Raw genomic sequence first — 13,840 nt, 5'->3', positions numbered from 1 at the left:
ATTGCTAATATAATATGATTACCCACATCTCTTCAAGCTTATTCCATTCACCTCTATATCAAAAGGCTATGGATATTATTACGCTTTCGCGAAGCATTTCAACCTACTTAAACCAAGACTTATCAGCTTTACATGAAGATGGTTCGGAAAATGCATTTATATATTTTTCAGGAGATATTGTTCAGCAATCCGTTTCATTAGCACCAGAAATAGCAAAAGCCGAAGAGGCGCGGTACTCTGAAAATAAATACAAGCATATTGCTTCAGTAAAACGCTTAACGTATTTGCTAAATAAAAACATTAAACGTTTAGAAAACTGTAATAGTGATGGCAAGGATTACCTTCCTTTATTACGTTCAGAACTGAAAAAATTCAAGCAGTTGCAACATACCTGGACCTTAACATTATAAGATATTTAACCAGTAACAATGTGCGCGTTACTCATCATATTTTCTTGAAGACTTTTTAATTTAGGCGATAGCTTTTCAGCCATAATAACATATTGGCATTTCTTTAAACTTTCGGCCACACGCAACACATCATTCTGATAGTTATTTCGCATTAAGAATTCGGCATCCTCCATGATAAACAATTGCAATTGTCCTAAATGAATTCCGTTTAAAAAGTATAACTTATTTAAGCGTTTTGGTGTAACAATCATGATATCGACTCCAAAATAAATTTCTTCCTTTTGCTTTTCCAAATCATACTCATCATAGGCGCAATAAATACGCAAATCGGTTTCATTTGTAAACTGCTCAAACTGGTCTTTTAAGTGCAAAGCTGCTTCTTTATCTTTAACCATAATTAAAGCACGTGGCGAATCTTCAAAAGCTTCCGCTTTTAATTTATGAACAGCCGCTAAAATAAAAGCCGTTGTTTTTCCGGCACCCGCTGGCGCTATTCCATAAACATCCATACCACCTTTTAGTTTTGGTAAAATGGCATTCTGAAATGGTAATGGTGCTTCCATATTTTGAGCCTGTAAAGCTTCTTTAAGTATGGGATGGAATTTTTTAAAGGACATGTAGACTTTAGTTTGTTGATTTGAATGGCACAAACTTACAACTTTAATACCGATTCTTATTTTCTGAAAGTAAAGTATATAACAATAAAAAAACCTCACAGATGCTAAACCTGTGAGGTCATTTTTTAAATGTTTTAAACTTATACCGTTTAAATATTTATTCTATTCTGAATACGAAACCACCACTAAATCCAAAAAGCGCAATTGTACTATTGGCACCCGCGCCTGTTGAAATTCCTCCAGAGCCTCCATAAACATAAAATCCACCATAATCCACGGGCATCATAAGGTTGGCTTGCAGGTTTAAACCGACAACTTCATTAAACATGATATTTACACCACCTTTAAAGCTAAATGCGAATTTTGTTTCGCTATACGAGCGGTTGGTTAAAAGAGGGTTTTCATTGCTAGATGATAAAATTACCATACCTAAATTTCCACCAAAAAAGGGCTTCACTTTATCCGAATTACCAAAATATCTGTTACCACCAATCAATATCCAGTCTGCTGATAAATCTGCCAACCGACTTTCAATAGGACTAATAAAATAATCCTTGATTAACGCTTCAGAACCATGGTGAATATAACTGACTTCAACCATTAATTCATTTAACGTTTCAAATCCTACGGTAACACCATATTGGTCGCTATCATTAAATTTAATATAATTTCCACCATAATTTAATTTGGCACCAAATTGATACCCATAAGATGGTGTAATTTCAAAGGCTTGCGCATGAACACGTTGAGTAAAGCTAATAGCCACAAAAAAGCAGACCACAGCTACTAATTTATAGTACAGGTTAAAGTAGTTTTCTTTCATTATATCGTTGGTTTTAAACGTCAAATATAATTAAATCCATATAATTACAACTTTGGCACCTGAAAACAAGGTGTTGAATTATACAAGCTCGTTTGCGAATTGGTATTCTAACGGCAAATTTTACAGTCCTTTTTGTCTTTTATTTCGCCAACTAGAAAACCAGAATCATTGCGTGTAAAGTCACAACAATACATGAAACCTTGGGTAATTAGTTTTCTACCTCGTTGTATTTGCGATTTTACGGTAGGTAATGCCAACTGTAATTGATGTGCTATATCCGCTTGTTTCATCCCTTTAATATCAGATAAAAACAAGGGATCTCTATATTTTTTTGGTAAACTTTTTATTATGCTTCTTAAGCAGTCATGTTCCGTATGCTCGGGTGTAAAATCTGTGTCCACTAATTCATTTTCCGGTAATTTGGCTATGGTTTTTTGTGCTCTAAAATAATCCATAACCGTAAAGCGTGCAATGCTAAATAACCAAGATTTCAACTTCTCATCATTTTTTAGCATATCCTTTTTGGTATGCACTTTTATAAAGGTTTCTTGCAGCAAATCATCAGCAATGGCAGGCTCTTTTACTTTACTTAAAATAAAGTATTTAATATCATCAGCATAGGTATTCCATATATCGTGTGTGGTCATTTTCTCAATATTAAAAAAGCAGAACCTTTAGTATAAATTTACTAAATACGTTCTGCTTTACAATGTTTTTAGCACATCTTAACAGTTGCAGTTGTTACAGGTACAGTTTTCACAGGTGCATCCAGCACAATTACCACCTTTACAACTTGAACAGTTACAGGTACAATCTATATTTTTCATACTATCTAATTTTTAAATTCATATAATAGACGTGAATATTTCCAAAAAGATGCAAAAAAAGATTTTTTATTTTAAACACAACTCCGCGTCTCTTTATAAATGCCCATTGAATTTAACCCATTATTCTGCTTGTTTACTGCTTTTAAATGTTATTTTAGTAGTCCATTTAGAACAGGTGGTTATATGTGCTTGTTGTGCCTAATGCAAAAAAATCCGTAACTTTGAAGAATGGAATATTGGGAAGAAATAAATAATAAACTGAAACCTTGGATTGACACTGATTTGAATAAAACAGTGCTTGACCTTTTTGCAGGTTGCGGCGGACTTTCCCTTGGATTTGAAGCTAATGGTTTTAAGACTATTGGCTATGAAATGGATGAACAAGCTGCTAACACTTACAATGAAAATTTAATTGGAAAGTGTATCAACGAAAAATTAACCGTTGAATCTAAATATCCGAAAGCTGATATAGTAATAGGTGGCCCACCTTGTCAGCCTTTTAGTGTGGGCGGAAAGCAACTGGGTTTAAAGGATTCTAGGGATGGATTTCCTATATTTTTATCGGCAATCAAACAACTTGAACCAGAAGTTCTTCTATTTGAAAACGTTCGTGGAATGCTCTACAAAAACAAATGGTACTTAAAAGAAGTGATTGAAGAATTGGAAAGTTTGGGGTATTACATCAACTATTCACTTTTAAATGCAAAAAATTATGAAGTTCCTCAAAACAGAGAACGAGTAATCGTAATGGGTTCAAAACAAAAAATCAATCTTCCAAAAAAAATTAATAAACAAATAACCGCAGGTCAAGCTTTGGGAGAACTGGCATTTCAATTTAACGAAGAATCAAAGTTTTTTACAGAATCTATGGATAGATACGTTGCTAAATATGAAAAAGCGTCAAAATGTATCAATCCAAGAGATTTGTATTTAGACAGACCAGCAAGAACTCTAACTTGTAGAAATTTAGCAGGAGCAACGGGAGATATGCACCGAGTGAGATTGAAAGATGGTCGCAGAAGAAGAATAACAGTTCGAGAAGCCGCCAGACTTCAAAGTTTCCCCGATTGGTTTCACTTTTCAGGAACAGAAACAAACCAATACAACCAAATTGGAAATGCTGTTGCGCCTAATTTCGCATATAATTTAGCACTAAACATTAAAAATCATTTAATGTGCGATGATGAAAATCAATATATACTTACAGAAAACGAACAGTTAAAACTATTTGAGAATGAAGCAATATATCAGTCCCGATAAAACAAAAACTTTTAGAGAAAAATCGCCCCAAGTTCAGGAACTGATAAATACAACGCTTTATATCCTTAACGTTTTTGGAATTCCTTTAGATACTACACCGAGAAGACTAGAAAGAATGGCAATTACATTTTTAGCTAGTGCTGACGTTAAGAAAATTGCTGATTTTAAAAATTCAAAAGATCTAAATAGTGGATATGCTCTTAAAACAAGAGATATAATAATCTACGTCAACAATCATTTTGGAGAAAATATAAGTTCAGGTTCTTATGACGACATTCGTAGAAAAGACCTGAAATTACTAACAGTTGCAGAAGTGGTTTTGCAATCAAGTCCAAACTCTGCGACAAACGACTCAACACGTGGTTATTCAATCAATCCAACTTATGCTGAACTCATTAGAGATTTTGGCTCAAAAGATTGGGAGAAGAAGGTATCCGAAAAATTGAAGAATATTGAGCCATTGAGCAAAAAACTAAAAAGGGAAAGGGAAATAGCTAAAGTCAATGTTACGCTTCCTTCAGGTGGCGAACTGACTTTTTCAGCAGGAGAACACAATGATTTACAAAAAGCGATTATTGAGGACTTTTTGCCGAGATATGGACACCGTGCAGAAATCTTTTATGTTGGAGATACCTCTGACAAATACCTCTATTTAGAAAAAGAAAAACTTGAAGAACTAAACTTCTTTGAAATTTCACACGAAGAATTACCTGATGTTATCGCATATTCGAAGAAAAAGAATTGGCTCTATTTGATAGAAGCAGTTCACTCTTCGGGTCCGATTAGCGAATTGAGACTAATCCAACTTCAAAAACTAACGAAAGACTGTAAAGCTGACATAGTATATGTAACAGCATTTTTGAACAGACCAAAGTTCAGACAATTTATGACAGATGTTGCTTGGGAAACAGAAGTATGGATTGCTGACAACCCAGACCATTTAATACATTTTAACGGAGACAAATTTCTTGGACCATATAAACCGGAATAAAGAAAACACTAGTCACAACAACGTTGATAACAAGCTAAAAAAAATAATATCAGACAAGTAATTGGAGAAAATCTATAATTTTTACGACAAACTCTTTCTCTATTATTATAATTTGAAGAAAAATAGTGATGATACACCGCAGTATCTTCCGATTATAATAATTTCAACTGTGCAGTCTTTAAATATATTTTTCTTTGTAATTCTTGTTTATTATTTTTTTAGAATTGATTTTTCTTTTTTACCTAAATGGTTTTTAATCATTAATATCGGAGTGACAATTTTAAATTTTTATCAGTATCAAATTAAGAATAGAACTGAAAAAATAGTTCGAAGAAAGCTAGAAATATCGTTAAGGTTCAAAATATTCTCCTATTTCTACTTTGCAATATCGTTTATATCACCTCTCTTTTTGATTTATTTAATAAATGAATACTTATCGTAATTGAATAAAAAAGCGAGTTGCCAACACTGTGTATAAAAAATGTTTATTTTAGTGCTTAATCAAAGGAAAAGTGCGTGTTTGCTTGCTTCCGATTTTCCTTCGGAAAATCCTCGCACTCAACACGCCACTAATCTTATACAAAACCGTTAGACAGAAATTTCATCCGTCCTGATTAAAACCACAAGAATCTAATAAGCACTGTGCATAACAATAAAATAAATCCTTTCAAGAAATGACACACCTTTTAAAAACATACTGCATATTAGCCATCTTTTCGTTGCTTGCCTGTAAACAGGATAAGAAGGCAGCCGATACGGCAACAACGGCAGAAATACAATGGAATCCAGCAGCTGTGGACGACGAGTTTAAAGCGTATTGGTATACAGGCAAAGCCGAACTGAACAGTTACTCTTTAAAGCAATCTCGGTATGGTGAAATTCGTGATGGCGAAGTGGTTCTTATCTTTGTTACTGAACCATTTTCATTAAGCAAACAGGTGAAACTTGATAATCCCGATGCTGCTGGTGCAGATAATGTATCAGTTATGAAACTTAATAACATTAGAAAATTTAATACAGGGATCTACGATTATTCTGTTGTAAGCTCAACATTTACACCTATAAACTCACAAAAACATCCGCATACTTTAAAGCTAAACACAAGTATCCAAGAATGGTGTGGACATACATTTACGCAGCTCAACTTAAAGGAAAGCAATTATCATTTTCAGGAATTCTCATACTTTGAAGCAGAAGGAGATACGGAAAAGGATATGCCTATTGCACTTTTAGAAGACGAATTGATGACGCGAATTCGCATCCATAAAGGGCAACTTCCTTTGGGAAAAACCAACATGATTTTCTCCACATTATACAGTCGTTTTAACCATAAAGATTTAGAAGCTACCAAAGCCGAAATTAGCAAAACCGAAACAGATTCCACAACAAACTACACCGTTCAGTACCTGAATTATAACAGAACAGTTACGATTAATGTTGAAAAACAATTTCCGTATAAAATTCTCGCGTGGACCGAAAATAATGGTGATGGGTTAATAACGGAAGCGCAATTGAAAAAAAGTATCAACGAACCGTATTGGGAGCAAAAAAAACGCTCTGACGAAAGTAAGCGTGACGCATTGCAGCTCATCAAGTAGGAAACCGTCCAAGAAATAAACGCACTATGTTAGTTTTACCAACAAAAAAGAGGACAACCTATGTTATCCTCTTTTTTTATAATTGCATAGATAATTAGCTTACATATTTCGTCTATACTGACCGCCAACTTCAAATAAAGCAGATGTAATTTCACCTAAACTACACACTTTACAAACATCCATTAAAGCTTCAAAAATATTCTCATTATGAATGGCTCTATTTTGAAGATCTTTTAATAAGTCCGTCGTGTCTTTGGACTCATGTAAATTCTTTAAGGTTGTAATCTGATTTTGCTTTTCGGCTTCTGTAGCGCGAATAACTTCCGCTGGTTGAACTGTTGGAGACCCTTTAGAACTTAAAAAGGTATTCACACCTATAATTGGGAATTCGCCGTTATGCTTTAAGGTTTCGTAATACAAGCTTTCTTCTTGTATTTTACTACGTTGGTACATGGTTTCCATAGCGCCTAAAACACCACCACGCTCCGTAATTCTATCAAATTCTAACAAGACAGCTTCTTCAACTAAATCGGTTAATTCTTCTATAATAAACGAACCTTGAATTGGATTTTCATTCTTGGCCAATCCTAATTCTTTATTAATAATTAACTGTATAGCCATAGCACGACGCACCGATTCTTCTGTTGGTGTGGTAATGGCTTCATCATACGCATTGGTATGTAAGGAATTACAGTTATCATAAATAGCATATAAAGCTTGAAGCGTGGTTCTAATATCATTAAAATCAATTTCCTGCGCGTGTAAACTACGTCCGGATGTTTGGATATGATATTTCAGCATTTGCGCTCTAGCATTAGCACCATACTTGTTTTTCATGGCTTTGGACCATATTTTTCGGGCCACACGACCTATAACCGCATATTCTGGATCAATTCCATTTGAGAAAAAGAAGGATAAGTTTGGACCAAATTTATTGATGTCCATACCACGACTTAAATAATATTCCACATAAGTGAAACCATTAGATAAAGTCAGGGCCAATTGTGTAATTGGGTTGGCTCCTGCTTCTGCAATATGGTAGCCAGAAATAGAAACCGAATAAAAATTACGCACATTATTCTCAATAAAGTATTCCTGAACATCTCCCATTAATCGCAAAGCGAATTCGGTAGAGAAAATACAAGTATTTTGTGCTTGATCTTCCTTTAAAATATCTGCTTGAACCGTTCCTCGCACTTGCGCAATGGTGTTCTTTTTAATGTCTGCATACACATCTGCAGGTAATACTTGATCGCCTGTTACGCCTAACAACATAAGCCCTAAACCGTTGTTACCATCTGGTAAATCGCCATAATATTGCGGACGCTCCTTACCTTTATAAAGTTTGGCTATTTTAGCTTCTACTTCTTTTTCAAGGCCGTTTTCTTTAATATACATTTCACATTGCTGATCGATAGCTGCATTCATAAAGAACCCTAATAACATGGGTGCAGGACCATTAATTGTCATACTAACCGAAGTCATCACGTTGGCTAAATCGAAACCAGAATAGAGTTTCTTGGCATCGTCTAAACAGCAAATAGACACACCAGCATTTCCAATTTTCCCATAAATATCTGGACGTAAATCTGGATCGTTTCCGTAAAGCGTTACACTATCAAAAGCAGTTGATAAACGCTTGGCTGGTAAACCTGCACTTACGTAATGAAAACGTCTGTTGGTACGTTCTGGTCCACCTTCACCCGCAAACATACGTGCTGGATCTTCACCTGTACGTTTAAAAGGATATAAACCTGATGTGTATGGAAATTCACCAGGTACATTTTCTTGTAAACACCATCTTAAAATATCGCCCCATGCTTGATATTTTGGTAAGGCTACTTTTGGAATTTGCGTGTGTGATAAGGACTCGGTATGGGTTTCAATTTTTATTTCTTTATCGCGAACTTTAAAGGAATAAATTGGATTTTTATATTTATTTACTTTGTCATCCCAACCGGTAATGACTTCCCAATTGTAAGGGTCTAAATTTAATTTAACACGATCAAATTCTGCTATAAGCATTTTAACAAAGTTGGCTTTATCCTTCTGAACAGCGTGAAGAATCTCTTCTTGATTAACACCAAACTTGTTTAAAAGCGATTTCTCACTTTCGGTAGAAATGTTAGCAACCGAACATATCGTTTTATAAATCCCATATAATTTTTGTGCAACATCAACTTGTTCATTGGCTGTTTTATCATAAGCGCGATTACTTTCGGCAATTTCTGATAAATAACGTGTTCTTGATGGCGGAATAACAAAAATCTTCTCGCTCATTTCATCCGAAATATGGAAGGTTGATTGTAATTCAGAATCCGCTTTTTCAACCAATTTATCCATGACAGCTTTATAAAGCGTATTCATACCTGGATCGTTAAATTGTGATGCAATGGTTCCGTAAACTGGCAACTCATCTTGTGGAGTGTCCCACAAATGATTGTTACGCATATATTGTTTTTTTACATCACGAAGCGCATCCAAAGAACCACGTTTATCGAATTTATTGATAGCTACTAAATCAGCAAAATCAAGCATGTCTATTTTTTCCAATTGAGTGGCTGCTCCAAATTCCGGAGTCATAACATATAAAGACACATCTGAATGCTCGATAATTTCGGTATCGGATTGTCCAATTCCCGATGTCTCCAAAATAATTAAATCATATTCTGCCGCTTTTAAAACCTGAACGGCTTCATGAACATATTTAGACAACGCTAAATTAGACTGACGTGTTGCCAAACTACGCATATAAACGCGAGCGTTATTAATAGCATTCATACGAATTCTATCGCCTAAAAGTGCACCTCCTGTTTTACGTTTAGATGGATCTACCGAAACTAGACCTACCGTTTTTTCCGGAAAATCGATTAAAAAACGTCTTACTAATTCATCAACTAACGATGATTTACCAGCACCTCCCGTTCCCGTAATTCCAAGAACTGGCGTTTTTGAATTTTTATTCTTTTCATGAATTTTATTCAAGGTACTTTTAGCAACATCCGGAAAGTTTTCAGCTGAAGAAATAACGCGAGCAATAGCCTTCGGATTTTTACTTGGCAATTCATCAATTTTAGTATCTAAAGAATCGCCTATGGCAAAATCAGATTGCTGAACCAAATCATTAATCATGCCTTGTAAACCCATTTCACGACCATCATCTGGCGAGTAAATACGGGTAATTCCATAATCCATTAATTCCTTAATTTCTGAAGGTAAAATTACACCTCCTCCTCCTCCGAAGATTTTAATATGACTAGCACCTTTTTCTTTTAGCAAATCATACATATATTTAAAATACTCATTATGACCACCTTGGTAACTGGTTAAGCAAATGGCATTTGCATCTTCTTGAATTGCTGTATTTACAACCTCTTCAACACTTCTATCATGTCCAAGATGAATCACCTCAACACCTGTAGCTTGGATAATACGACGCATAATATTTATGGATGCGTCATGACCATCAAAAAGCGAGGCGGCCGTTACGATTCGTACTTTATATTTTGGATTATATGGTGCAATATTTTTCATTCAAATTGTTTTTTAAGCATGGCAAATTTAAGGAATATTACTGTATTAATTTAAAGATGAGCCATGAGATGCCCTTTACGCATGCATTTTTCAGTAAGGATATTAAAAATAGTATTGAATTTCAGGATTTTAATGTGAACGAGACCTAGAAATGGCTAGAAATTAATAAGGCTTTTGAAATAATATATGTTCTGAATATTTATCTTTGTTCAAAATTGAATAAAACAAATCATGATAAAACGTTTAATTGTCCTCGTCCTAATTTTGAATCTAACAGCATGTGCTGAACTGCAACAAGTAGTTGATAATTTACCTGAAAACACACCTGGCATTTCCAATACGGATATTGCCAATGGTTTACGTCAAGCATTGGATCAAGGAATAGACAAACAAGTGAGCACACTTATGAAACAAGATGGTTTTTATAAGAATGATCTTGTAAAAATTCTCCTCCCAGAAGAATTACAGAAAGTAGATAAAGCCTTACGCGATATTGGTTTAGGAAGTTTAGCAGATGAAGGTTTAAAAGTATTAAATCGTGCAGCCGAAGATGCTGTTGGAACGGCAACGCCTATTTTTATTAATGCTGTAAAAGGCATTACGTTTAATGATGCTAAATCTATTTTATTAGGAAACGATGATGCCGCAACACGTTATTTGGCTGGCCGAACAGAATCGGAATTATATACAGAATTTCAACCTATTATTAATAACTCCTTTAAAAAAGTAGGTGCAGATCAAATTTGGTCAAACTTAATTACGCGTTATAATAGTATTCCATTTACAACCAATGTAAATCCCGACTTAACAGATTATGTTACTGAAGAAGCACTAAAAGGTGTTTATAAAATGATTGCGGTTGAGGAGAAAGATATCCGAACTAAATTAAGTTCTAGAACAACCGATATTTTACGAAAAGTGTTTGCTTTACAAGATTAATTACTAGAAACCATACAGAACAAAATTCATTATTCCTTTTCTTCGAATATTGGAATTTGATTGACTTAAAGTCGATTTGGAAACAAATCGATTTTTTTTATTAACAATTATTAATTTTAATTTGCTCTCTATCAATATTTTAAATATATTTAATATTCAATATGGCAAAAAATGGAAAATCTCTCAAAACTCAAGCAGTCCCAAATCAAACTGCAATCACGCTATAAAATACTCGTTGAACAAGCCTATAATTTAAGGCAAACTGATTCTGCACAAAGCGATATTTCAGAATTTAAAGCCATTAAACTTTTAAATAAATTAAATCGTTTAAAGTATTTAAATAGAGAGACTTCACAACGAACTATTTCGTCTTAATTTTAGATTAACTTTAACTTTTACCAACATCTGTTGTCAAGGCTCTACTCGTATATCTTTTTAAAACAAGTAATTATGAGTGCACAATTCTGTAAAATAGGAAAAGTAAAAGTCGATTTAAAACAAATATTAGGTTTAAAGGAACTTGAGAATACATATAAAAACTTTATTGAAGAAGCTTACAATGTGAGTATGACAGACGCTAGTTTAAGCGATATGTTATATTTTGAAGCCCGAAAAATAAAGCAGATTATTCTGAAGTCAAAACAGTGCGATGCCACGTTTTAAAATATTCAAAAGCTAATACCAATCGGCTACCATACCATGAAAACATTTCGCCATCCACCAAAAGGATTTTGGCGTTTGGAAACTGTGTTTGAATGAGGCTTTTATGCTCATTTTTAAATGGATAGGGCTCACTGGATAATAATACCAGCTCTATAGTTGGATATATTTTTTCCATAGCAATTTCAGGATAACGCGTCTCTTTTTGAAAGCTATTTTTGAAATTATTTAGCTTGAGCATATAATTTACAAAAGTGTCATTTGCTGCAACCATCCAAGGATCTTTCCAAATAAAATAAGCTACTTCCTTAACAGGCTGTGATTTTATAAAGTTTTCAAAATCTGTTTTAACGGTTGTAATTTTTGAAATTAGGTTTTTGGCTTGAGGTAAACATTGAAAAATAGCACCATACATTTCAATTAGCTCCAAACAATCTTCAACCGTATTAATATCGCTAATGTGGACTGTTGCAATAGCTTCCAACTCACGAGTCATTTCCGGCGTATTTTCTTCTTTATTACACAGAATAATATCCGGATTTAAATCTCTAATTTTATCATAATGCACTTGCTTGGTTCCACCAACTACTGCCACCTTTGATGTGATATGCTGCGGATGCACGCAAAATTTGGTAATACCAACCAGTGATGACGCCAAACCTAAATCGCAAATTAGTTCGGTAATACTCGGCACAAGACACACTATACGTTTTGGCCTGTTGTTTAAAGTAATAGGTCTTTGTAGTTGATCTTTAATCTGCATGGTTTAAAATACTTGCCATTTCCTGTTGCATATTTTGAGCTTTTTTAGCTGCTGCTTTTGCAAAATCTTCTTGATTGGATGCATAGATTATCCCTCTAGATGAATTGATTAATAAACCTATATCTTTATTCAATCCATATTTACAAACATCTTGTAAATTTCCGCCTTGTGCTCCAACACCAGAAACAAGTAAAAAACTGTTTGGAATAATTTTCCGTTTACTAATTTCCTTTCAGAGATTAAATATATGATTGAATTTACATTAATAACTTTTTTGAGGTGTCAATTAATTGCTTGAATGAATTATGTGATTTAGTTTATCGCTTAAATCAAACCTTTAATAATTCAATGTTATTTGTATGGCACAATTTCATTCTTTCAAATAAGCTAAAACAGATAAACCAAGCGCAGTACCAACATAATGCTTTTCATTATTAGATGTTACATTATATTCAGTTTCTTTTTTCTCCAAATATCTCTGATGTTGTTCTTCAAGGTTTTTAAGTTCAATAGATTCTTTGGGTGTAGCATTGGGTTTCCTCAATTTTTTTATCTTATTTAGTAAGTCTTGATATTCTTTCTTTTCCAAAAAACGACGAATATAACCATCAATATCATTATTAAAAGCCTTCTGACTTGAATTTTCTATTACTCCAACAGATATTAGATATTCTAATGTTAATAACACGTCTTTTTCATTTGTTTGTTTAGCTAATTTTATAACAGTAATCTCACTCATTGCAGACCAAGATTTAATATTTGGGTCGTATTTTTCTTTTCCAGAAAGCATTAAGTATTGCGGTTTGTTAATATCACCAACAATCATTTCAAGAATTAAAACATCGAAACCAGATAATTTAATAATTGTTTCTAAAATTGAATTTTTTGTAACATCCTCATAGTGTTCATTAGTACAGGAGTTAACTAGAAACTGACTCAACATTTTTCTTTTTTCGTTAGATATTTCTTCTTTCCCATAAAAACAAGTCTTAACTATTAAAGCTTTTAAATTATCAGACTCTAAATATTGATGACTTATTTTATGGTCAATTTCATTTAATTTATAATAAAAAACTTCCATAATATTTTTAACATTCCGAGTTTGGACGTGGTTCTTATATTCATTCCAACCTGTTGCCAATGATGCAAGGACAGGAAATGAAGATGCAACGGAAACTGCAGTAGATTCAATAATTTTTAATAGTTCATTATTTTTCATACATCAAAAAATCAATAATATCTTTCTAGACTTAAAATGTTTATATAAAGCATATTATATTTAAAAACAGAACACCCACACAACAAATAACAAAACATTAGTCATGATATGACTATGACGTGGTTGGACACAAAACTTCGTCACACCAACCAATGATGACTCCAAACCTAAATCGTAAATTAGTTCGGTGATACTTGGC

At 33.6% G+C, this 13,840-nt stretch carries 13 protein-coding genes and 1 pseudogene; 7 read left to right on the top strand and 7 right to left on the bottom strand.

Annotation, left to right across the window (positions count from 1 at the left end):
* The first annotated feature begins 14 nt into the window (after nucleotides 1–14).
* Nucleotides 15–410, top strand: coding sequence for a hypothetical protein (locus ACN0QX_RS03385; RefSeq protein WP_248398403.1), 396 nt, complete (start codon nucleotides 15–17; stop codon nucleotides 408–410).
* Between the two features lie 5 nt (nucleotides 411–415).
* Here ACN0QX_RS03385 and ACN0QX_RS03380 read toward each other — a convergent pair whose 3' ends face one another.
* The 3 genes from ACN0QX_RS03380 to ACN0QX_RS03370 all read right to left on the bottom strand — a co-directional run bounded on the left by ACN0QX_RS03380 (nucleotide 416) and on the right by ACN0QX_RS03370 (nucleotide 2,497).
* Nucleotides 416–1,027, bottom strand: coding sequence for a DEAD/DEAH box helicase (locus ACN0QX_RS03380; protein WP_376861423.1), 612 nt, complete (start codon nucleotides 1,025–1,027; stop codon nucleotides 416–418).
* Nucleotides 1,028–1,184: 157 nt separating this feature from the next.
* The gene (locus tag ACN0QX_RS03375) at nucleotides 1,185–1,850 is read right to left on the bottom strand and encodes a hypothetical protein (RefSeq protein WP_417195549.1); all 666 of its coding nucleotides are present in this window, start codon (nucleotides 1,848–1,850) and stop codon (nucleotides 1,185–1,187) included.
* Between the two features lie 107 nt (nucleotides 1,851–1,957).
* Nucleotides 1,958–2,497 carry a sigma-70 family RNA polymerase sigma factor gene (locus ACN0QX_RS03370; RefSeq protein WP_417195548.1) on the bottom strand — a complete coding sequence of 180 codons (540 nt, stop codon included), beginning with the start codon at nucleotides 2,495–2,497 and terminating at the stop codon, nucleotides 1,958–1,960.
* Between the two features lie 408 nt (nucleotides 2,498–2,905).
* Between ACN0QX_RS03370 and ACN0QX_RS03365 the strand changes: the two genes are divergently transcribed.
* The 3 genes from ACN0QX_RS03365 to ACN0QX_RS03355 all read left to right on the top strand — a co-directional run bounded on the left by ACN0QX_RS03365 (nucleotide 2,906) and on the right by ACN0QX_RS03355 (nucleotide 6,526).
* Complete coding sequence (locus ACN0QX_RS03365; protein ID WP_417195547.1) at nucleotides 2,906–3,937, top strand: DNA cytosine methyltransferase; 1,032 nt, start codon at nucleotides 2,906–2,908, stop codon at nucleotides 3,935–3,937.
* The gene (locus ACN0QX_RS03360; RefSeq protein WP_417195546.1) at nucleotides 3,912–4,928 is read left to right on the top strand and encodes a BsuBI/PstI family type II restriction endonuclease; all 1,017 of its coding nucleotides are present in this window, start codon (nucleotides 3,912–3,914) and stop codon (nucleotides 4,926–4,928) included. The genes ACN0QX_RS03365 and ACN0QX_RS03360 overlap by 26 nt, the downstream gene beginning before the upstream one ends.
* A gap of 674 nt (nucleotides 4,929–5,602) precedes the next feature.
* On the top strand, nucleotides 5,603–6,526 hold the full coding sequence (locus tag ACN0QX_RS03355; RefSeq protein ID WP_417195545.1) for a septum formation inhibitor Maf: 924 nt from the start codon (nucleotides 5,603–5,605) through the stop codon (nucleotides 6,524–6,526).
* A gap of 99 nt (nucleotides 6,527–6,625) precedes the next feature.
* On the opposite strand, the gene ACN0QX_RS03350 is transcribed toward ACN0QX_RS03355, so the two are convergent.
* Nucleotides 6,626–10,060 carry a methylmalonyl-CoA mutase family protein gene (locus ACN0QX_RS03350; protein WP_417195544.1) on the bottom strand — a complete coding sequence of 1,145 codons (3,435 nt, stop codon included), beginning with the start codon at nucleotides 10,058–10,060 and terminating at the stop codon, nucleotides 6,626–6,628.
* Between the two features lie 231 nt (nucleotides 10,061–10,291).
* On the opposite strand from ACN0QX_RS03350, the gene ACN0QX_RS03345 reads away from it, so the two are divergent.
* The 3 genes from ACN0QX_RS03345 to ACN0QX_RS03335 all read left to right on the top strand — a co-directional run bounded on the left by ACN0QX_RS03345 (nucleotide 10,292) and on the right by ACN0QX_RS03335 (nucleotide 11,662).
* The gene (locus ACN0QX_RS03345) at nucleotides 10,292–10,999 is read left to right on the top strand and encodes a DUF4197 domain-containing protein (RefSeq protein ID WP_417195543.1); all 708 of its coding nucleotides are present in this window, start codon (nucleotides 10,292–10,294) and stop codon (nucleotides 10,997–10,999) included.
* A 171-nt stretch (nucleotides 11,000–11,170) separates the two neighbouring features.
* Complete coding sequence (locus ACN0QX_RS03340) at nucleotides 11,171–11,374, top strand: Lacal_2735 family protein (RefSeq protein ID WP_066253249.1); 204 nt, start codon at nucleotides 11,171–11,173, stop codon at nucleotides 11,372–11,374.
* Nucleotides 11,375–11,449: 75 nt separating this feature from the next.
* Nucleotides 11,450–11,662, top strand: coding sequence for a Lacal_2735 family protein (locus tag ACN0QX_RS03335; RefSeq protein WP_248398388.1), 213 nt, complete (start codon nucleotides 11,450–11,452; stop codon nucleotides 11,660–11,662).
* Here the strand turns inward: ACN0QX_RS03335 and ACN0QX_RS03330 are convergent.
* The 3 genes and pseudogenes from ACN0QX_RS03330 to ACN0QX_RS03320 all read right to left on the bottom strand — a co-directional run bounded on the left by ACN0QX_RS03330 (nucleotide 11,625) and on the right by ACN0QX_RS03320 (nucleotide 13,641).
* Nucleotides 11,625–12,422 (bottom strand): ABC transporter substrate-binding protein, encoded by a 798-nt coding sequence (locus tag ACN0QX_RS03330; RefSeq protein ID WP_417195542.1) that lies wholly within the window; start codon nucleotides 12,420–12,422, stop codon nucleotides 11,625–11,627. The two genes, ACN0QX_RS03335 and ACN0QX_RS03330, sit on opposite strands and share 38 nt — an antisense overlap.
* Nucleotides 12,412–12,639 (bottom strand): annotated as a pseudogene (locus ACN0QX_RS03325) (orotidine 5'-phosphate decarboxylase); the annotation flags it as partial. The pseudogene ACN0QX_RS03325 and the gene ACN0QX_RS03330, both read right to left, overlap by 11 nt.
* A gap of 153 nt (nucleotides 12,640–12,792) precedes the next feature.
* A complete protein-coding gene (locus ACN0QX_RS03320) occupies nucleotides 12,793–13,641 on the bottom strand; it encodes a hypothetical protein (protein WP_417195540.1) in 849 nt (282 codons plus the stop codon).
* Nucleotides 13,642–13,840 lie beyond the last annotated feature (199 nt).

Source organism: Bizionia sp., assembly GCF_048259285.1.
Taxonomy (GTDB): Bacteria; Bacteroidota; Bacteroidia; order Flavobacteriales; family Flavobacteriaceae; genus Algorimicrobium; species Algorimicrobium hallyeonense.
This window is presented reverse-complemented; position numbering and strand designations above follow the sequence as displayed.